A 20,672-nucleotide genomic window follows, 5' to 3' on the forward strand; every position below is an offset into this window, starting at 1 on the left:
GGGGTCGGTCTCCGGGACGTCCGGGGACCGGCCCCGCTTCGTCATTTCCGCGACGACGTGACTTTCGCGATTCGGACAAGCGCGGCCGGAGTTGTGTGGCGGATGCAATAGAAGGCAGCGGCAGGCCCTCGCAGACTTCGTCCACCGCCAAGTGATGGCGGCGTAGCGAATCCCCGAGGAGTGCAGCATGATCCGGCACGTTTTCATGTGGCAGGTCGCCGAAGGCAACGACCCCGATGAGGTCATCGACCTGCTGAACACGCTCAAGGGCATGAGCAGCATCCGCAGCTGGGAGCTCGGCAAGCACACCGGCGACCCCGGCGACAACGGCACGCCGTGGGACGGCGTCCTCATCAACGACTTCGACGACTGGAACGGCCTGGAGGAGTACTCGGTCGACCCCTTCCACGCCGAGGTGGTCGGGAAGCTGCTGCCCAAGCTCGCGGCTCGCGCGGTCGTCGACTTCGAGAAGGTCACCCCGTGACGGCGACGCAGCCTCGCGCGGACATCCAGGTCGCGACGAGCCCGTGGGGTCCCGACGACCAGCTCGGTGCCCTGAACTACCTGGACCCGGTCCGCTCGGCGGAGGTGCTCGCGCGCGCGGACGGGCGCCGTGTCTACGACCTCAGCATCGACTACTTCGTCGGCATGCCGAGCTTCCAGGCCGCGGGTGACCCGGCCTACCAGCTGTTCATGAGCCACACCCCGCAGGGAACTGTCGTCGACAACCTGAACGGTGTCGGGGCCGAGGTGAACCGGCACGTCTGCTACTCGGGCGACGTCGTGTTCATGTACACCCACACGGGCACGCACATCGACGCCCTCAACCACTTCGGTGTCGACGGAGCCATCTACAACAACTTCAAGGTCGACGAGCACCTCGGCAGCCGCCACTGGACCCGTGGCGGCGCGGAGCAGATCCCGCCGATCGTCACCCGAGGCGTGCTGTTCGACGTCGCCGGTCTCAAGGGCGTCGAGTGCCTGGAGCCGTCGTACGCGATCACGGTCGAGGACCTCCAGGCATGCCTCGAGCAGGCCGGCACCGAACTGCAGGCCGGCGACGTCGCACTCATCCGCACCGGGCGCATGGCGTTCTGGCCGGACGGCAGCAAGGTGCTGGGCAATCCGCCCGGAGTGGGGCTCGACGCGGCCCGCTGGCTGACGCAGCAGAAGATCGCCGCCGTCGCCGCTGACCAGGAATGCGTCGAAGTCGGACCGTCCGAGCAGGAGGACAACTGGCTGCCCGGCCATTGCCACTTCCTCGCCGAGGCGGGTGTCCCGATGATCGAGCTTATCGATCTCGAGGCCCTGGCGCGGGACGGTGTCCGGGAGTGCGCCTTCATCGCCGCACCCATCCGCCTCCGCGGTGCCAGCGGTGCGCCGTTGCGGCCGCTGGCGATGCCACTCGTCGACCCGGCATGACCGCCGCCCCGATGACCGGGCGCCCCGGCGACACGCGCATCGCCGTCGTCGGGGGCTCGATCGCAGGACTGACGGCGGCCGGGCTGCTCCGCGACGCCGGTTACGAGGTCGACGTGTACGAGCGGTCCCCGAGGCCGCTGTCCGGTCTCGGCACCGGGATCGTCGTCCAGCCGGAGCTGGTCCGGTTCCTCCTGGAGCGGACCGGCACGACCCTCGACGACATCAGCGTGCCCTCGTCCTCGGTGAAGTACGTGAACGCCGCGAGCGGAGCGATGATCGGGCAGACCGACGTCGGCTGGCGCTTCACGTCCTACAACGCGCTCTACCACCGTCTCCTCGGCCACTTCGGCCGGGAGCGCTACCACTTCTCCTGCAACCTGGAGCGGGTGGTGGATGACGGCGACCAGGTCGAGCTCTTCTTCAGCAGTGGAGAGGTGGCACGGGCGGATCTGGTCGTGCTGGCCGACGGTGGCGCATCCGCAGGTCGCCGCCAGTTGACCGGGGTGACGCCCGAGTACGCGGGGTACGTGACCTGGCGCGGTGTGGCGGAGCTCGACGCGTTGTCCTCACGGACCCTGGACTTCTTCGACGATGCCTTCTCGTACGGGTTGCTCGAGGACGGCCATCTCATCGCCTATCCGATCCCGGTCGTCGACGCGGAGGGTCGGGTCAGGCGGGGGCTGAACTACCAGTGGTACAGGAACGTGGCGGCGGGGCCGGAGCTCGACGCGCTGATGACCGACCGCAACGGTGTGCGGCGGCCCACGTCGGTCCACCACCACGACCTGCACCCCGACGTGCTCGCCGGGTTCGAGGAGTCCGCACGCCATCGGCTGGACGACATGTTCGCGGAGCTGCTGCTGGCAGCTCGTGAGCCCTTCGTCACCGTGATCGCCGATGCGGAGGTGCCGCGCATGCGGATCGGACGCTGCCTCCTCATCGGCGACGCGGCGATCACCCCGCGCCCGCACGCCGCCGCCGGCGGGGCGAAGGCCTGCGCCGACGCCTGGGCGCTCGTGGACGCGCTCACCGGTGCCGGAGACGACCTCGACGGTGCCCTCAGCCGCTGGGAGACTCACCAGCTGGCCGTCGGGCGCGCGTACCTGCGAAAGGTCCGCCGCATGGCGGAGGTCCTGCAGCACGGCGGCCCCTTCCCGCCCGGCGATCCGGCCTACCGGTTCGGCCTCCCGGCAGTCACCACGGTCTGACCGCGGCCCCCCGCAACTCCCTACGAGAGGTAAGTGCCTGATCATGCAGCTCACCAACGAGTTCGACGTGTCCGTGCCTGTCGAGGAGGCATGGCGCCTGCTCACCGATCTGGAGCGGGTCGGCCCGTGCCTGCCCGGCGCCTCCATCACCGGCCGGGACGGGGAGGACTACCTCGGCCAGGCCAAGATCAAGGTGGGCCCGATCACCGCCAACTACAAGGGAACCGCACGCTTCATCGAGTTGGACGAGACGGAGCGGCGCGCCGTGCTGTCGGCCAAGGGACGGGAGTCCCGCGGTGGCGGGGATGCGCAGGCAGTGGTTACCGCGACGCTGGTGGACAAGGGAGACGTCACCCACGTGACGGTGCTCACGGATCTCACGCTGTCCGGGAAGGTCGCCCAGTTCGGCCGTGGCGTCATCAACGACGTCAGCACTGCCCTGCTCAAGACGTTCGTGACCCGCCTCGAGGCGATGGTCCAGCAGCAGCCCGAGGAGAGCGCGCCCGAGCCGGCTGCCGCGGGCACCAGGACCGACAGCCGCCCCGGAACCGACGCGCAGCCACCGCGGTCCCGGGGCAGCGAGCCGGACCGCCTCCGGCCCGCGACGGCACCCGCCGCTGACGACCACGAGGACGTCTTGAGCGTCCTCACCCTTGCTCGCAGCATCACCGCGAGCAAGCTGCAGCAGCCGGTCCCGCTCGGCGCCGCCCTGCTCGCTGCCCTGTTCGCCTACCTGCTCGGCAGGCGCCGGTCATGACCGTTCCTTCCACGAGGACGGCGAACGTCCGGCTCCTGCAGATCGCCTACGGGGATACCGAGCCGCTGGTCGAACGCGTCGAGCGCGTCACGGCCCTGATCCGCCAGCAGCGCGGCGCGGATCTCGTCGTGCTGCCTGAGCTCTGGGCGCACGGCGGCTTCTCCTACGAGTCGTGGCAGGACGGCGCAGAAGGCGTGACCGGGTCGACCGTCAGCGCGATCCGTGCTGCGGCACGCGAGGCGCGTGTCGTCCTGCACGGAGGGTCGATCATCGAGCGGGACCCGGTGTCAGGCGCTCTGTACAACACCGCCGTGGTCATCGACAGCGGGGGTGAACTCGTCGCCACGTACCGCAAGCTGCACCGGTTCGGGTTCAGCGCCGGGGAACCGACCCTGCTGACCGCGGGGGACCAGCTCGCGACGGTGGACCTCGACCTCGGCGGCGAGTTTGTCCCCGTCGGTCTGGCCACGTGCTACGACCTGCGCTTCCCCGAGCTGTTCCGGATGTTGACGGTCAACGGGATGCAGCTGAGCGTGATCGTCGCCGCGTGGCCGCTCGCGAGGGTCGAGCACTGGCGGGTGCTCGCGCAGGCGCGAGCGGTGGAGAACCAGGTCGTCGTCATCGCGTGCAACACCGCCGGGACGCACGCCGGGGTGACGATGGGCGGCCACAGCATGGTCGTCGATCCCCTGGGTCGCGTGCTGGCGGAAGCCGGAGAGGACGAAGAGGTCCTCGCCGTAGAGCTCGACCTCGGCGGAGTCGACGCGACGAGGGCGAACTTCCCCGTGCTGCTGGATCGCCGGTTCTGAACGAGGACCACCCTGACGCCCGGCGCCGGAGGCGCGTGCCGCCCTCCGGCGCCGGTGAGCCCTGCCGCCCGTGCGCACCGCGGGTGGCCCACGGGCCGGTTTGCCGGATTCCGAGTGATGAGGGGCACAGATGCCCGTCTTCCGTACGCCGACGTGTGCATCGCCGCACCTAGTGTCGGGCTTCCGGGCCTGACGGTCACGCGTCGCCGCCCTCTGGAGGTGTCTGAGTGAAGTCCCCTGTTTTCGCCTATGCCGCGCCCGACAACGTGGCAGAGGCCTGCCGCCTGCTCGCCGAGGACGAGGACGCGAAGATCCTCGCCGGAGGGCAGAGCCTGGTCCCGCTGCTCGCGCTGCGTCTGGCGGCACCGACCACGCTGGTCGACCTGCGTCGCGTGCCGGGGCTCACGGGCATCGAGCATGAGGCCGGTGCTCTGCGGCTGGGAGCGATGACGACACACCGTGGCATCGAGCGATCTCCGGTCGTCCGGGACGTCGCGCCGGCGATCGCCGCGGCGGCGTCACTGATCGCCCATCCCCAGGTCCGGACCCGCGGGACCATCGGGGGTGCGGTCGCCCACGCCGACGCCGCGGCCGAGTGGCCCGCTGTGCTGCTCGCCCTGGGTGGGCACGTGGAGGTCACCGGAGTCGGCGGTGACCGCACGATCTCCGCCGACGACCTGTTCCAGGGACCGTTCATGACGTCCCTGGAGCCGGACGAAGTGATCACCTCCGTGCTGCTGCCCGTCAACGGGCGCCAGATCTGGGTCGGTGAGCACCACCGCCGTCACGGCGACTACGGGCTGTCTGTGATGGCCATGACCTATCGGCAGGACGGTGGGGTGCTCACCGACGTCCGCCTCGCCGTCGCGGGGGCAACCGGCAGCGTCACCCGCGCCCCCGACACCGAAGCGGCTCTGGAGGGACGCACGCCCGCGGACGGGGACGGCGCCGTCGCGGCGCTCGCCGGCGAGCTGTCCTACACCGCCGACATCCACGGCTCGGCCGACTACCGGCGAGACATCACCACCACACTGTTCCAGCGCGCCCTGCGGGCCGCGGGGGAGAGGTCCGGTCAGGCATGACGCAACCATCCGAGCAGGTCTCCGTCGAGGTCGAAGTCAACGGACGCGGCTACCGGCGCAGCGTCATGGCACGGATGACGCTCGCCGACTTCATCCGGGACGAGCTCGCGCTGACCGGCACCAAGGTCGGCTGTGAGCACGGCGTCTGCGGCGCCTGCACCGTCCTGGTCGACGACGAACCAGCCCGGTCCTGTCTCATGCTCGCCGTCCAGGCCGACGGCCGCCGGATCCGGACGGTGGAGAGCCTGGCGAACGGGCGGTCGATGAACCCCCTCCAGGAGTGCTTCCAGAAGCACCACGCCCTGCAGTGCGGCTTCTGCACGGCCGGCTTCCTCATGAGCGCCACGGCCCTGCTGGAGGAGGGGCAGCCCACGCGGGAGGACATCGTCGAGACGCTCTCCGGCCACTACTGCCGGTGCACCGGTTACGCCCCGATCATCGATGCGGTTGAAGAGGCCGCGGCCAAGGAGCGGTCATGAGCTTCGCGCACAGCGAGTCCCCCTCGATCGCCGCTCGGAGCATCGGCGCCCGCGTCCCGCGGGGGGATGATCCGCGTCTGCTGACCGGTCGCGGCCAGTACCTCGCGGACATCGTGCTGCCCGGTGAACTGCACGCGTGCTTCGTCCGGAGTTCGGCCGCGCACGCCCGCATCGCCGCGGTGGAAGTCGAGGACGCTCGTGCGCTGGACGGTGTCGTCGCGGTGTGGACTGGGGAGGACGCCGCGAAGTTCTGCGAGGGGATCGTCGGCGAACTCGAAGTCGAGGGGTGCGTCGCCACGACCATGCCGTTGCTGGCGCGCGACGTCGTCCGTTACGTGGGCGAGCCGGTCGCGGTCGTCGTCGCGGAGAGCCGGTACGTGGCCGAGGACGGCTGCGACCTCGTCGACGTGGACTACGAGCCCCTCGAGCCCGTTCTGGACCCTCGGTCGGCACTCCGGGGTGGGCCCGCCGCCAACGAGGAGCTCCCCGACAACGTCGCCTTGCGGGGAGGCAGGGTCCTCGGGGACGTCGAGGCTGCGTTCGCCGGCGCAGCCCGCGTCGTGGAGGCGACCTTCCACAGCGGCCGCCTGTCCGCGGGGCCCATGGAGACCCGGGGAGTCATCGCCGACTACGACTGGACCAGCCGGCGTCTGCGCCTGTGGACGTGCTCGCAGATGCCGCACTACGTCAAGTACTGCCTGACCGCGTACCTCGGCTTCCCCGAGAACGAGTGCGAGGTGCTGACCCCGGACACCGGTGGCGGGTTCGGGCAGAAGGCCCACGTCTTCCCGGAGGAGATGCTCCTACCGCTGCTGGCCCGGGAGCTGGACCGGCCGGTGAAGTGGGTCGAGGACCGGCGCGAGAACCTCATGACCGCGACGCATGCGCACGAGCAGTTCGTCGACATCGCCTACGCCTTCGACGCCGATGCGAAGGCGACAGCCGTGCGGATCCGCGCCACAGGGGACGGTGGGGCCTACCACCAGCCACCGTGGTCCATGGGCGTCGAGCCGTGGTGCACGGCGATGGTCACGCCGACCGGCGTCTACGACATCCCCGTCGCGGATCTCACGTACGAGGCTGCCGCGACCAATAAGACCCCGATCGGGGCCTACCGGGGAGTCGGGTACATGGCGGGCACGCTCGTCCGCGAGTGCCTGATGGACGACGCCGCCCGCGCGTTCGACCTCTCTCCGTTCGAGATCCGCCGGCGCAGCGTGGTGCGCGAGTTCCCGTGGACGAATCCGCAGGGGATCGTGTACGACGAGGGCAGCTGGCTGCAGACGATCGACGAGCTCGAGAGCATGGTCGACTACCCGGCGTTCCGCCAGCGCCAGGCGGCGCTCCGTGCTGAGGGCCGGTTCATTGGCCTCGGTCTGAGCGTCTTCGTGGAGAGCAGCGGCGAGAGCACCGCGATGGGCAAGGCGCACGATCTGGGGGGCGTCTACCACGACACCGCCACGGTGAAGATGGAACCCAACGGCAGCGTGACCGTCACCATCGGCCTCACCACCCAGGGGCAGGGGCACCGCACGACGATGGCGCAGGTCGTCTCGGACGCCCTGGGCGTCCCGCTAGAGGCGATCACCGTCCGAGCCGCCGAGTCCACCACCTACGGCTGGGGGAGCGGCACCGTGGGGAGCCGGGGCGCGGTCATCGCCGGCGGAGCAGTCCTCCGCGCGTCGCACACCATCCGCACCAAGCTCGTCGCGCTCGCGGCGAACATGCTGGAGGCGGACCCGTCGGACATCGATCTGGTGGACGGAGCGGCCGTCGTGCGCGGTGTGCCGGGATCCTCCGTCTCCATCATCGACCTCGCCACCGCCGTCTACTTCGACCAGACTTCGTGGCCGGAGGACTTCGATCCCACGCTCGAGGCGACGCTCGCCTACGACCCGGCCCGGCCGATCTTCTCCAACGGCGGCCACGCCATGATCGTGGAGCTGGACCCGGACAACGGGTTCGTGACTGTGGAGAAGGTCTTCTCGGTCGAGGACTGCGGAACGGTGATCAACCCCGACATCGTCGAGGGCCAGATCCGGGGCGGCGTGGTGCAGGGCATCGGGGCCGCCCTGCTCGAGCGGCTGGTCTACGACGACGCCGGCCAGCTGGTCACGACCACCCTCCTCGACTACCACATGCCGAGCATGGACTTCTCGCCGCCGTTCGAGATCCACCACCTGGAGACCCCGTCCTCGCACACCCCCGGAGGCATCAAGGGGATGGGGGAGTCCGGCCTCATCGCGGCGCCGGCCGCCGTGCTGAACGCCGTCAACGACGCCCTGTCCCACACCGGCATCGTGCTGCACGACATCCCCGTCACGCCGGAGCAGGTGCTGCGCGCCCTGCGCTCGTGAGTTGGTCGGCGAACCGGTGGAGCCGCTGACCGGCGGGGGAGGTCCGGCAGACGGGGTCCACGCCCCCCGCACGGAGCGGGTCGGGTCGGTCGCCCGGTTGGAGACTGCCGCGACCAAGGGTTTCGCCCTGCGCTCCGTCCTGGCGGTCGAGGTGTCGCGCACGGGGATCGTCGGCAACCGCGAGTTCTTCCTCGTCGACATCGACGAGCGCCTCTACTCCGTACCGAAGGACCCGGTCTTCCTCGGCTACTGGACGTCGTACGACCCCGACACCGGCGTGTTCTCCCTCGGCCGTGGTACCACGACGGTGTGCTCGGCGGTGGTCCGGCACGCGGGTGGCGTTCGTCCGTTCGTGTTCGACGATCGCATGGTCGACGGCTGGTGGGCGCCGGGCCCGTGGGACGAGGTGCTCTCCCATGTCGCCGGGCGGGACCTCCGCCTGGCGCACTGCGCCGAACCCGGGGGCGGGCACGACGTCCATCCGGTGACCGTGCAGTCCACGGCCTCGTTGGCAGCCCTGGGCTCCGAGCTCGACGGAAGGCCCGTGGACGGGCGTCGGTTCCGGTTGAACCTCACGCTCGACGTCGGTGACGTCCCCTTCGTCGAGGACACATGGGCGGGCGATGTCCTCGTCGTGGGAGCTTGCCGGCTCCGGCTAGGCAGCGGGATCCCCCGCTGCCTCGCCGTGGAGCACCGCCCCGACGACGGTGACCGCGGACTGCTGATGCAGCGCCGCATCCGCGAACTGCGCGGCCCGATGGTGAGCGACTGGGGACCCGGCGTGCTCTTCGGGATGTACGCCGACGTCGTGGAACCCGGTCGCGTGGCCGTGGGGGACCCGGTCTGCATGGAGTCCTAGGTGCGCCGAGTCCCGTCCCGCCACCGACCGCCGCCGCACGATGCGGGCGGATGGCCCGGCACAGAAGCGTCAGCGACGTCTGCCAGCACGAGAGCACACGCGCCGGCGGATCACCACCGCACGATCCCGATCTGCTCGTGACCCGCCAGCAGTCGAGAGGAACCGCGATGCCCGCGCCCCGCTCACCTGGGCACCGGCACTCGTCGCGCGATCCGCGGCGGGCGGCTCAGCAGGGAGAGAGGTGCCCATGACCTTCGTGATCACCCAGAGTTGCTGTGATGACGCATCCTGTGTGCCTGTCTGCCCCGTGCAGTGCATCCGTCCGCGCCCGGGGGACCCGGAGTTCACGACCACGGAGCAGCTCTACATCGACCCGGGCACCTGCATCGACTGCGGTGCCTGCGCTTTCGCGTGTCCTGTCGAGGCCATCTTTCCCGAGGCTGAGCTGCCGCCGTCGCAGGCGGACTTCCGCGACATCAATGCTGACTACTTCGCGGCACATCCGCTCCAGGACGTGACGCCGCTGCCCATCGAGCGCCGCCGGCTACCCCGGACACAGCCCGAGCTAAGGGTCGCGATCGTGGGAGCGGGACCGTCCGCCCTGTACGCCGCCGCGGAGCTGAGCGAGATCCGCGGAGTCACCGTCACGATCCTCGAACGAACTCCGACACCTCACGGACTGGTGCGCGCCGGAGTCGCACCCGACCACGAGCGCACCAAACTCATCGGCGATCGCTTCGACCGCGTGCTCCGGCGTCCGAACGTCATCTGTCTGTTCAACGTCGAGGTGGGGCGGCACGTCTCGGTTGCCGAGCTGCTCCGGCACCACCACGCCGTCCTCTGGGCTGCGGGCGCCTCGGACGACCGCCGCCTGGGTGTCCCAGGCGAGGAACTCGAAGGATCCATCTCCGCTCGCGAGTTCGTCTCCTGGTACAACGGCCATCCCGATGTCGCGCGACGGCACTTCGACCTCTCGGGCCCGAGGGCCGTAGTGATCGGCAACGGCAACGTGGCACTGGACGTCGCGCGCGTGCTTGCCCGGCCCGTCACCGCGTTCGAGAAGACCACGATGTCCGATCTCGCACTCCAAGCGCTTCGGTCGAGCCGCATCGAGGAGGTGGTGGTCGTCGGCCGGCGGGGACAGGCGCTCGCCGCCTGTAGCACCGCTGAGCTTTTTTCCCTGTCCCGGCTGCCCGGAGTCGACCTGCTCGCCGACCCGGCTGAAGTCGCGGTGACCGACAGGGATCTGCAGGCCGCCCGCAGCGGCGCAGCCGGCGACCTCGCCCGCCGGCAGGCGATCATCGATGCGGCCGCCCACCGCAGGCCTGCGTCCCCTCGTCGGATCGTGATGCGCTTCCGGCTGACCCCGACCGAGCTGACCGGCGACCAGGCCGTCAGCGGGATCGTGCTGACACGCCCGGACGGCACGACGGAGGCACTCGAGACGTCGCTGGTCATCCGCGCTGCCGGGTTCCGCGGCCGTGCAGCGCCTGGCCTCCCTTTCGACAGCTCAGCCGGGATCATCCCGAACGACGGCGGAAGGGTCGTGGATCCGGGGACCGGCCACCCACTGCCGGGGCTCTACTGCACCGGCTGGATCAAAAGAGGACCGACCGGAGTGATCGGGACCAACCGCGCCGACTCCGCCGAGACCGTCGCTTCGCTGCTCCGCGATGTCGCCGATCACCGTCTGACCGAGCCCCCCGACGGCCCGGAGCAACTGGTCGACCTACTGCGCCGACGTCAGCCGGACCTCGTCGATGCCTCGGGCTGGGGGCGGATCGACGAGGCGGAGAAGCACGCGGGCCGTGCCGCCGGCCGGTCCCGGGTGAAGTTCCTGAGCACGTATGACCTGCTGCTCGCAGCACGTGGGGAGCACCCGCGCTGACCGGGCAGGATGGGAGTTCGGGACAGGGCGGTCGGTCACCCAGCTGCAGGGCCTCGTCAGGTCGCTGACGGTATGCGACACGGGCCCCACGTGCCGAAGGCATTTGCTCTGGCGGCCCGATGCGCCTACCGGCGATGAGCCCTACGCGCTCCGTGCTGCTGAGGCGGTCGCACATCCGCACCCTTCGTGCGCCTGCGCGGTCCTGGCGTGAGGCTGCCTGGTCAGACCTCGCGATGGGCGCCGAGCTCGAGTGCCAGCACCCCGACGACGATCAGTCCCATCCCGAGCAGTTGCACGGTGGTGAGCCGCTCGCCCAGGAAGACCGCACCGATCACGGCGATCGACACGATGGCGACGGCGGACCACAGGGCGTAGACGACCGCCACCTCGAACCCGCGCTGCAAGACCAACGACAGCAGGAAGAAGGAGACCCCATACCCGCCCAGCACCAGGAGGCTCGGCACGAGCCGGCTGAAGCCCTCGGTGGCCCTCAGTGACAAAGTCGCCATGATCTCGACGGCGATCGCCAGTGCCAGCAAACCGTACGTCATCAAGCCCGTCACCCAGCCTCCGCTCCGTGTCAGCCCACGCGTCCCGCTGTGGCCCGGCCGTATGGCTCGCTGTCCGAGCCGGTTCCCGCCCTTCGCCGCTCGGAGCGAGGTCCGCGTGTGCGTCGTGCGCACCGCTTCAACACTTGCCGAGCACTGCCAGGTGGCTCTCCCGCAGGCGCGAGATGCCACCGGCCAACCGTCCCCCGTCTGGCCGTACGACGGCATGCCGGAATCCGGCAGACAGCGCTCCCGTCTAGTCCATGTCAGGCAATGACCGGCCTCCCTTCGCCTCGCTAGTGTCCGAGGGCCCGACGATCTCTTCACCTGTGGATCCACCGGGTCTCGTGGCGCTTGCTCCTCGGGGGAGACCAAGAACGTTCGATCGAGAGCCGATCGGTACAGGCAGATCCCTCCGTGGAGGTCAGCCGGTCGGCCCTCGCAACAGTGGCATCGGCCTCCGGACGACCGTCCGGACAGCCGTCTCTTCACAGGAGGTCGTCGTGATCGCAGTCCTCGGCACGGGTTCCATGGGAGCGGCCATCGCGGAGGGCCTGATCACTTCCGGCCATGCCGTCACCGTGTACAACCGCACCCGGGAGAAGACCGTCCCTCTCGAGAAGCTCGGTGCTCGCGTTGCAGAGTCGTCTGCAGGCGCTCTGCATGCTTGCGAGTCCGCGATCATCGTTCTTCCCGATGCGACTTCCACGCGCGAGTTGCTGCTCGAACCCTCGACTGCCGCGGCTCTCGACGGCAAGAGGGTACTCAACGTCGCGCACACCTCCGCGGCCGAGATCGTCGAGCTGGCCGAGGACGTCCGCGGGCACGGTGGCCGGCTCGCCGAAGTCAATGTCACCGTCTATCCGGAACCCGTGCGGTCGCACTCAGGGCACTTCAACGTCGCCGCTGACGACGAGGATGCGGAGTACTGGACTGTTCTCCTCGGCGCACTTGGAGAGCACGTGCACTTCGTGGGCCCCGTCGGAAACGCCTCGCACGCCGAATTCGCCCTCTGGCTGAGTTACATGTTCAACCCCGTTGCCGTGGCCTACTCGGCTGCGGCGTTCAAGGCCCTCGGGTTGCCTCATGAGGCGCTCATCTCGGCGCTCACTGACAATCCGACGCTACGGGTCACAGGAGCGGAGTCTTACATCCCGCAGATGATCTCGCGGGCATATGCGACGGATACTTTCTCGGTCGACAACTTCGCACACTCGGCCGGCCTGGTCATGCGAGACGCCGGACAACTAGGTCTGCCCACCTCACCGTTCGCGGACATTCTCGAGTTGTTCCTCGCTGCATCGCGCAGGGGTCACGGCGGTGATGACGTCTCGGCCGTCTTCGAAGTGATTGCGGGCAGCTCGTCTGGCCCGAGGTGATCGTGCGGAGGGTTGCCGCAGGTCCCGCTCAAAGGGAGTCAGCCAGGTCGGCGACTGCGGCCGGCCGGGATGGACGGCCGAGCTGGACAAAGCCTGACCACGTCGAAGGCACGGTCGGGCCCCGGACCACCGCTGGCGAGTGCGCTGATCTGCGTGAGGTGCTCGGACATTGCTGGGCAGGAAGATGATGCAACATCTCGCCGGAGTGGTGTCTCGAACCTGATCGGCGTCGAGGGCGCCTCGCCGGCGCGGAGGCGCCGACACCCATGCGAACACGGTGGAGCAGGGGGGCCGAGGAATAGGATGACGAGCCCATGGGCATCACGGTCAACGAGCTCGTCGCTCTCCCATCCGTGGGCACCCGGTTTCTCGCCGGTCGCTCCGGGGCGGACCGAGCGGTGCAATGGGCGCACACGTGCGAGCTGCCCGACCCGTGGAAATGGCTGGGCACAGGAGATCTTCTGCTGTCCGACGGGTACAACTTCCCCAGCGACGCAGCGGGGCAGGTCCGCTTCCTCGAAGAGCTCGCGCACGCGGCGTTGTCGGGGCTCGCGCTCGCCGAGGGAATGCACGCGGCGCCCTTGACGCACGAGGCGATAGCGGCAGCAGATGCCTTGGCCTTCCCGGTCCTCGAGACGGCGTACGCCGTCCCGTTCGTGACCCTCGTGCGCACTGTCGCCGACAGCAACAGTCTGGAAGCCAGCGCCCGGCTCGGCAAGATCATCCGCATGTACGACATCCTCCGGCGGTCGCATCAGGCGAACTTCCGCGGGGACCCCCTGCTGGACCAGCTCAGCCGGGACGCCCGGATTCGTCTGCACGTCCTCGACCCCCAGACGGGGAAGTCCCTCCTGCCGACCGAGGTGCCGATCGCCCCTTCTCTGTGCCGGGCGGTGCTCGACAGCGTCCGGGATTCCGGTGAGCCGCTGCCGACATTCATCCGGGTGACGGTCTCAGGGCAGTCAGCTCTCGCCCTTCCCGTCGGTACCGGTGAGAAGGCGGTGTTGCTGGCCGAGCCCCTGTCTGCTGGGGCGACCTTGGACCTCGTGGTGTTGCAGCACCTGGCGACGATCGCCCACCTCGAGGTCGAGCGTCGTACGGCCATGGCGCTCCGCCGCACTGAAGCCGGCGGGCGGCTGTTGGCCCAGCTGCTCGACGGGACCGTCGACGTCGACACCGCGGAGGCGCGGTTGGCCGCCCTGGGTCTGGCTCGCAAACCATGGCGTGCCGCCTGCATCCGGACCTCGGCTCAGGCGGATCACGACGCGGTCCAACTGCGGCTGACCTCGGCGAGGATCCCGCACTTGGTGATTCGTCGGGCCGACGAAGTGCTGGCACTGCTACCGGACGAGTGCGCCACGACGGACCTCTTCGACTTCGAGGGGGATAGCCGGGTCTCGGCCGGTATCAGCCAGGCCGTGCACACCGTGAAGGCGGTGGGGGATGCGGCGCGCCAAGCGCGGTGGGCCATGGAGGCGTCCCGGAGCGAGGGGCGCAACGTCGTGTTCTACGGCGAGCAGGTGCCCGCATTCATGCCCAGAACCGTCACGGAGGGAGCGGCTCTGGTGACCCGCATTCTCGGTCCCCTCATCACCTACGACAGCGAGAACGACTCGCAACTCGTGCACTCGCTGCGCGTGTTCCTCGACAGCAACCGGTCGTGGAAGGGCGGTGCCGAGCGTCTCGGCATCCATCGCCAGACCTTGGTGTACCGGATGCGGCGGGTCGAGGAGCTCACCGGTCGCCACCTGCAGAGCCTGCAGGACCAGACGGACCTCTACCTGGCCCTGAAAACCCTGCAACTGCTCGGAGGAGAGGTCCCCGTTCAGACCTCGACGGCCCGGCCTGAGTAGCCGGCGGTTCCGCGGTCGCCCGATCCGCTGACGAGGCGCCGGACCGTCAGCCGACGAAACTGGTCGGGTCGAGGCTCGCCAAGAAGGTCGCCACGCGCGATGGCTTGCGGCCGCTGTCCTCCGCGACCTCCTTGCTCGCGAGCGCGGTCCGCACGACCCGGCCGCCGACGTATCGGATCGGCTCCGGCGGCAGCCACATCTTCGGCTTGCGGACCATCGGGCTGTTCGACCACTCGTCGTCTGCACCGAGCAGCAGCGACGCCATGATCCGGCCGCCGAGGCCGGACGGTCCCACGCCGTTGCCGGAGAACCCGACTCCGTAGACCACTCGGGGGTCCCCACCGAGCCGTCCGAAGAACGGCAGTGCGTCGCTGGAGTAGTCGACCGGCCCGGACCACGCGTGGGTGATGTCGGTGTTCGCGGTGGCGGGGTACATCCGCGTCAGGTGGGCGTGCACATCGGCGGGGCGGCTGTTCCTTGACCACTCCTCGCGATCAATGCGGCCGCGGAACGCCAGCCGGCCTCCGCCCTTCCCGAAAACGATGCGGCCGTCATCGGTCGACCGGTAGTAGTGCACCAGCCGCCTCGAGTCCGAGATCGCCAGGCCCTCGGGCAGCGCGGACCCCTCCAGCAGCCGCGGGACCGGCGCGGTCGCGATGACGTCACTGCCGAGGACGATCAGGTGCCGGCGGATCTCCCGGAATCGGGCCAGCCAGGCACTCGTGGCCAGCGCCACCCGCTGCGCGAGCAGCGTGCCGCCGGGGGATGTGAGGGTCACGCCCTCCGTACCGCGGTGCAGCCCGGTCATGGGGGAGTGCTCCCAGACGTGGATGCCGGCCGCGATGGCGGCCGCCCGCAACCCCCGGACCAGACCCGCCGGCTGGATGGTCGCGACGCCTGCCTCGAAGACGCCGCCCAGGTGTTGATCGCTGCCACTCATCTCGGCGACCTCGGCGGCGCTCATTTCCTTGAACGGTTCGGCGCCCAGGGCGGCGAGGTGGTCGAGCGTCGCCTGCCAGCTGTCCATCTGGCTGGTGTTGGTCGCTGCCCACAGCCAGCCCGACGGCTTGAAGGCCGCGTCGATGCCGTGTCGGCGGCAGAAGTCGCCGATGTCCCGGACCGCCGCCTCCGAGGCTGCCGCCATCCGCAGCGCGTCGCTGGTGCCCATGACCTTCGCGAGCGTCTTGACCTTCGGCCACCAGGTCATGGCGAACCCACCGTTGACGCCGCTCGCACCCGAGCCGCAGACGTCGGCCTCGAGCACGGCTACGTCCAGCGAGGGATCCTGCTCCTTCGCCCGGATCGCCGTCCACAGACCGGTCAGGCCGCCGCCCACGACGCAGACGTCGACCTTCCGCGAACCGAGCAGGGCCGTGCCAGTACCGCTCTCGCGGGCCAGCGTCTCCTGCATCCAGAGGGAGCGCGCCGCGGGCGGGAGTTCGGACGACTGTGACATAGGACTTCCTCACACGAGCTGCCGGGGGAACACCGCAACTGTCGCTGCAGCGGTGGAGCCGCAGCAATGCGCTCGGGATGCCAACCTGTGACAGGGATCTGTGCACGTGTACAAACGATCAACGGGGTCCGAGCGTGGTCGGTCAGCACGGGGAACGCGTCAGCGGAAGACGACCGTCTTGCTGCCGTCGATGAACACCCGCTGCTGGGCGTGCGCGGTGACCGCGCGTGCGAGAGCCAGCGCCTCGATGTCCCGGCCGACGGCTGTGAGGTCGGCAGCCGAGAGATTGTGGTCCACTCGGGTGAAGTCCTGCTCGATGATCGGGCCCTCGTCCAGGTCGGCCGTGACGTAGTGCGCGGTCGCGCCGATCACCTTGACGCCGCGGGCGTGGGCCTGGAAGTAGGGCCGAGCGCCCTTGAAGCTCGGCAGCAGGCTGTGGTGGATGTTGATCGCACGTCCGTGCAGTTCGGCGCACAGCATGTTCGACAGGATCTGCATGTAGCGCGCGAGCACCACGGTGTCGGCCTCGTACTCATCCACGAGGCGGCGCAGCTCGTCCTCGGCCTGCGACTTGGTCTCCGCTGTGACAGGGACGTGGTGGAACGGAACGCCGTGCCACTCCACCAACCCACGTAGGTCGTCGTGGTTGGAGACGACGGCGACGATCTTCGCGGGGAGCGCACCGGTTCGCATCCGGTGGAGCAGGTCGTTGAGGCAGTGGTCATGCCGGGACACCATGACGAGCAATCGGTGCGGAGCTGTGGTGTCGTGGAGACTCCAGTTCATCGCGAACCGCTCGGCCACCTCCTCGAACGCGGAGCGCAACTCGTCCACCTTGACATCGTCGATGCTGCCGGCGTGGACACGCATGAAGAACAGCCCGGTGTCCTCGTCACCGAACTGCTGGCTGTCCCGGATGGTGAACCCGCGATCGGCGAGGAAGCCGGCCACAGTGGCCACGATGCCGGGGCGGTCCACGCAGGAAAGCTTCAGGACGACGTCGGTGTTCAACTCTTCGGCCTCTCGGACTTAGGGTCGTACATGGGGCGGAGGGAGGCCTTCGCCGGCACCCGGCGGTCCGCCACCTCGATCGCATAGGGGGCAGCTTCGAACCAGCCCCGCTCCACCGGTCCGGGAGCGGACACCCAGCCGAGAGCCACGGCTCCGCCGAGGGTGTGGCCGTACTGCGCCGATGCGACCCGGCCCACCAGATCGCCATCCCGGTAGATGGGCTCGTCGTGGAAGAGATGGGCCTCGGGCTCGTCGAGGACGAACTGGACCAGCCGGCGGGAGACGCCCGCCTCTTTGGCAGCGAGGAGCGCTTCCCGCCCGATGAAGCCACCCGGCTTGTCCCACTTGGCCGTGAAGCCGAGACCTGCCTCGAGGAGGTTGTCCGCAGACGAGACGTCGTGACCCCAGCTGCGGTAGCCCTTCTCGAGGCGCAGCGAATTCATCGCGTGGTAGCCGACAGGGCGCAGGCCGTCGCCGTCCACCCCGAAGAGCGTGTCCCAGATGTGCCGGGCGATGTCGGAGGGGATCAGCAGTTCCCAGCCGAGTTCACCGACGTAGGTGACCCGGGTGGCGCGGACGAAGCCGAAGCCGAGATCGATCTCGCGGGACGTCCCGAAGGGGAAGGCCTCGTTCGACAGGTCAGCATCCGTGAGCGGCTGGAGGAGTCGCCGCGCATTCGGGCCCATGACCGCGAGCATCGCCATCGTGCCGGTCACGTCGGCGACGGTGCAGAAGTCCTCCGGTCCGATGTGGCGGCGGAGCCGGGCGAGGTCGCGGTTCACCGTCGCCGGCCCCGACAGCACGAGGAACTGGTCCTCGGCGAGGCGGGTGACGGTGACGTCCGCCTCGATGCCGGCGTGCTCGTTCAGCCACTGCGTGTAGACGATGCGGCCGACGTCCACGGCGATGTCGTTGACCGACATGCGCTGGAGGACGCCGAGTGCGTCGCGGCCCTGGACCAGGAGCTTGCCGAACGACGAGGTGTCGATCACACCGACGTCCTCCCGGATCGCCCGGTGCTCGGCGGCGGAGTGCTCGAACCAGTTCTGCGGTCCGAAGCTGTACCGGTACTCCTTGCTCACCCCCTCGGGGGCGTACCAGTTGGCCCGCTCCCACCCCGCCAGCTCCCCGAAGACCGCACCTGCTGCTTCGGTCCGCTCGTAGAGGGGGCTGACCCGCAGGGGCCGGGCGCTCGTCCGCTGCTGGAAGGGCCAGTGGATCTCGTAGGACTCGTCGAGATACTCGACGACGCGCCGCTCGAGGAACCGGCGGTTCGTCTCGTGGCGCTGCACCCGGGCCGGATCCGTCTCCGGCAGGTCGATCGAGCTGCGGCCTTCCACGATCCAGTCCGCGAGCACCGAGCCGGCGCCAGGACCGGAGAGGAAGCCCACCGAGTTGAACCCGGCGGCCACGAAGTAGTTCTTGAGATCCGGCGCCTCACCGAGGTGGTACTGACCGTCGGGCGTGAAGCTCTCGGGACCGCAGAAGTGCAGCCGGATGCCGGCGTCCGCCAGAACGGGCATCCGCTCCATAATCTTCTCGTAGAAGGGCCCGAGATGGTCCCAGTCCTCGGGCAGCTGGACGAAGCCCTTGCTCTGCGGGATGCCCGTGCTCGCCCACGGATAACTGCCGGGCTCGAAGAAGCCCACCATGAGCGCGCCGGCCTCGTCCTTGATGTAGGCGTACTCGTCGCCGCTCTTGACCGTCGGCAGGTTGCGCGGCAGACCGGGGATGGCCTCGGTGACGACGTAGTAGTGCGCCAGCGCTTGCAGCGGCAGCCGGACGCCGGCGGTGACTCCGAATTCGCGCCCCCACATGCCGGTGGCGTTGACGACGTACTCCGCCTCGATGTCGCCCTGATCCGTCTGCACGCCGGTGACCCGGCCGGCCCCCGTCGTCACGCCGATGGCGGTGACGCCCTCGAGGATCTTCGCGCCGCGGGCGGAGGCGCCCCGGGCCAGCGAGATCGTGGTGTCGGTCGCGCTGCCACGACCATCGTGCGGGAAGAAGAGGCTGCCGTGGAGACCCTCCGGGTTGAGCAGCGGGTGGCGCTCGAGGGTCTGATCGACGTCCAGCAGGGTCGCTTCGACCCCGCTTCCGCGCACCGCGCTCGCCTGGTGGCGCAGTTCGTCCATGCGTTCCGGCGAGGCCGCGACGTTCAGGGTTCCGGTTTCCACGAAACCCGTGGCGAAGCCCGTGTCCTGCTCCAGGTTCTTGAAAATCTCGAGACTGCGCTTGACGATGCGACGCGTCCCGTCCGTGCCTCGCGCCTGGGTGACCAGGCCCGCCGCGTGCCAGGTGGTGCCCGAGGTCAGGGTGTTCATCTCGAGCAGCACCACGTCAGTCCAGCCGTGGCGGGCGAGGTGGTAGGCCGTGCTGGTCCCGATGATGCCGCCGCCGACGATGACGACCTGTGCTCGTGCCGGCAGTAGTGGCGCCATGGCCTCCTCCTTCGTTGCCGACCCACGGTTCTCGCGCGGCGCCACGCCAGCAATGCCCCATGTGTCTGAACGGGGCCGCCGAGCCTGTTCGATCGTCCAATTCCCAGCCGAGGTGCGGACCCATGACATTGAGTCGGCAAGGGGGCCGCCGAACCAGCGGCACGGCGGCTGGCATGCGTGTGGCGCGACAGCACGCCCAGGAAGGGCCCACGGACCGATGAATTCGAAAGCGGCCGTCATCGACGGCAACCTCGCGGCGGGCGAGATCAAGGCGGAGCTCCGTGCGCGCGTCGAGCGACTCGCTGCTGTTGGGCGCCGACCCGGTCTGGGCACGATCCTGGTCGGCGACGATGCCGGATCACGGTCCTACGTGGCTGGCAAGCATCGGGACTGCGCCGAGATCGGGATCGAGTCGATCCGGGTCGAGTTCCCGGAGGACGTCACGCAGTCGGAGCTGGTCCTGGCCGTCGAGGAGCTCAACCGAGATCCGCGCTGCTCGGGCTTCATCGTCCAGCTCCCTCTGCCGCCGCACGTGGACATGAGAGCGGTCCTCCGCGCGATCGATCCCGATAAGGATGCGGACGGATTGCACCCCATCAACCTGGGGCGACTCGTCTTGGGCGAGTCCGGGACCGTGCCGTGCACTCCTCAGGGCATCCTGGAACTGCTCCGTCGCAACGACGTACCGATCACGGGAGCCCAGTTCTGCGTGATCGGCTGCGGGACGACCGTGGGACGTCCCCTGGGGCTCATGCTGACCCGTCCCACCGAGCATGCGACGGTCACTCTGTGCCACGAGGCGACGGTGGACGTTGCGGCTCACACGCGCGTCGCCGATGTGGTGATCGCTGCGGCCGGAGTCGCACACCTCGTGAAGCCCTACTGGGTGAGACCGGGCGCGACAGTGCTCTCCGTGGGCATCACGCGCACGGTCGAGGGCATCCTCGGTGACGTCCATCCGGGCGTCGAAGAGGTGGCGGGGAAGTGGACTCGGGCGACCGGCGGTGTGGGGCCCATGACGCGGGCCATGCTGCTGCGCAACGTCGTCGACCTAGCCGAACGCCGCGCAGCCGCCGCCGAACGGCCCGTCCCGTCGATCACCTTGCGGCAAGGAAGGTGACAC

At 69.4% G+C, this 20,672-nt stretch carries 17 protein-coding genes; 13 read left to right on the forward strand and 4 right to left on the reverse strand.

The annotated features are described in order from the left end of the window. Positions 1–187: 187 nt before the first annotated feature. The 10 genes from DCS98_RS12690 (at position 188) to DCS98_RS12735 (ending at position 10,861) form a co-directional block, all read left to right on the forward strand. On the forward strand, positions 188–484 hold the full coding sequence (locus tag DCS98_RS12690; RefSeq protein WP_116451732.1) for a Dabb family protein: 297 nt from the start codon (positions 188–190) through the stop codon (positions 482–484). Then, entirely contained in the window at positions 481–1,422 is a 942-nt protein-coding gene (locus tag DCS98_RS12695; RefSeq protein ID WP_116451733.1) for a cyclase family protein, read from the forward strand. The genes DCS98_RS12690 and DCS98_RS12695 overlap by 4 nt, the downstream gene beginning before the upstream one ends. After that, on the forward strand, positions 1,419–2,630 hold the full coding sequence (locus DCS98_RS12700) for an FAD binding domain-containing protein (RefSeq protein ID WP_241037811.1): 1,212 nt from the start codon (positions 1,419–1,421) through the stop codon (positions 2,628–2,630). The genes DCS98_RS12695 and DCS98_RS12700 overlap by 4 nt, the downstream gene beginning before the upstream one ends. 43 nt (positions 2,631–2,673) lie before the next feature. Then, on the forward strand, positions 2,674–3,387 hold the full coding sequence (locus DCS98_RS12705) for an SRPBCC family protein (protein ID WP_116451734.1): 714 nt from the start codon (positions 2,674–2,676) through the stop codon (positions 3,385–3,387). Then, a complete protein-coding gene (locus tag DCS98_RS12710) occupies positions 3,384–4,196 on the forward strand; it encodes a carbon-nitrogen family hydrolase (RefSeq protein WP_116451735.1) in 813 nt (270 codons plus the stop codon). Before DCS98_RS12705 ends, DCS98_RS12710 begins: the two co-directional genes overlap by 4 nt. Before the next feature lie 227 nt (positions 4,197–4,423). Beyond that, positions 4,424–5,278 (forward strand): FAD binding domain-containing protein, encoded by an 855-nt coding sequence (locus DCS98_RS12715; RefSeq protein ID WP_116451736.1) that lies wholly within the window; start codon positions 4,424–4,426, stop codon positions 5,276–5,278. Beyond that, on the forward strand, positions 5,275–5,757 hold the full coding sequence (locus DCS98_RS12720; protein WP_116451737.1) for a (2Fe-2S)-binding protein: 483 nt from the start codon (positions 5,275–5,277) through the stop codon (positions 5,755–5,757). The genes DCS98_RS12715 and DCS98_RS12720 overlap by 4 nt, the downstream gene beginning before the upstream one ends. Beyond that, a complete protein-coding gene (locus tag DCS98_RS12725) occupies positions 5,754–8,114 on the forward strand; it encodes a xanthine dehydrogenase family protein molybdopterin-binding subunit (protein WP_116451738.1) in 2,361 nt (786 codons plus the stop codon). The genes DCS98_RS12720 and DCS98_RS12725 overlap by 4 nt, the downstream gene beginning before the upstream one ends. Positions 8,115–8,211: 97 nt before the next feature. After that, positions 8,212–8,973: an MOSC domain-containing protein gene (locus DCS98_RS12730; RefSeq protein ID WP_164704544.1), complete on the forward strand. Its 762-nt coding sequence runs from the start codon at positions 8,212–8,214 to the stop codon at positions 8,971–8,973. Between the two features lie 247 nt (positions 8,974–9,220). After that, positions 9,221–10,861, forward strand: a complete 1,641-nt coding sequence (locus DCS98_RS12735) for an FAD-dependent oxidoreductase (RefSeq protein ID WP_116451740.1) — start codon at positions 9,221–9,223, stop codon at positions 10,859–10,861. Between the two features lie 221 nt (positions 10,862–11,082). On the opposite strand, the gene DCS98_RS12740 is transcribed toward DCS98_RS12735, so the two are convergent. Next, the gene (locus DCS98_RS12740) at positions 11,083–11,424 is read right to left on the reverse strand and encodes a DMT family transporter (RefSeq protein ID WP_206340239.1); all 342 of its coding nucleotides are present in this window, start codon (positions 11,422–11,424) and stop codon (positions 11,083–11,085) included. Between the two features lie 488 nt (positions 11,425–11,912). Here DCS98_RS12740 and DCS98_RS12745 point away from each other — a divergent pair, with 488 nt between their 5' ends. Both DCS98_RS12745 and DCS98_RS12750 read left to right on the forward strand, forming a co-directional pair. Then, complete coding sequence (locus DCS98_RS12745; protein WP_164704545.1) at positions 11,913–12,788, forward strand: NAD(P)-dependent oxidoreductase; 876 nt, start codon at positions 11,913–11,915, stop codon at positions 12,786–12,788. A 314-nt stretch (positions 12,789–13,102) separates the two neighbouring features. Continuing rightward, positions 13,103–14,641 carry a PucR family transcriptional regulator gene (locus DCS98_RS12750; protein WP_116451742.1) on the forward strand — a complete coding sequence of 513 codons (1,539 nt, stop codon included), beginning with the start codon at positions 13,103–13,105 and terminating at the stop codon, positions 14,639–14,641. Positions 14,642–14,687: 46 nt separating this feature from the next. On the opposite strand, the gene DCS98_RS12755 is transcribed toward DCS98_RS12750, so the two are convergent. From DCS98_RS12755 to DCS98_RS12765, 3 genes are all read right to left on the reverse strand, one after another. After that, positions 14,688–16,097: an NAD(P)/FAD-dependent oxidoreductase gene (locus DCS98_RS12755; RefSeq protein ID WP_116451743.1), complete on the reverse strand. Its 1,410-nt coding sequence runs from the start codon at positions 16,095–16,097 to the stop codon at positions 14,688–14,690. 159 nt (positions 16,098–16,256) lie between these two features. Further along, the gene (gene purU, locus DCS98_RS12760) at positions 16,257–17,108 is read right to left on the reverse strand and encodes a formyltetrahydrofolate deformylase (RefSeq protein ID WP_116451744.1); all 852 of its coding nucleotides are present in this window, start codon (positions 17,106–17,108) and stop codon (positions 16,257–16,259) included. Next, entirely contained in the window at positions 17,105–19,789 is a 2,685-nt protein-coding gene (locus tag DCS98_RS12765; protein WP_206340240.1) for a GcvT family protein, read from the reverse strand. Before DCS98_RS12765 ends, purU begins: the two co-directional genes overlap by 4 nt. Here DCS98_RS12765 and DCS98_RS12770 point away from each other — a divergent pair. Continuing rightward, a complete protein-coding gene (locus tag DCS98_RS12770; protein WP_116451746.1) occupies positions 19,767–20,669 on the forward strand; it encodes a bifunctional methylenetetrahydrofolate dehydrogenase/methenyltetrahydrofolate cyclohydrolase in 903 nt (300 codons plus the stop codon). The two genes, DCS98_RS12765 and DCS98_RS12770, sit on opposite strands and share 23 nt — an antisense overlap. Positions 20,670–20,672: the final 3 nt, after the last annotated feature.

The sequence above is a fragment of the Blastococcus litoris genome, from assembly GCF_003075095.1.
GTDB classification, from domain to species: domain Bacteria; phylum Actinomycetota; class Actinomycetes; order Mycobacteriales; family Geodermatophilaceae; genus Blastococcus_B; species Blastococcus_B litoris.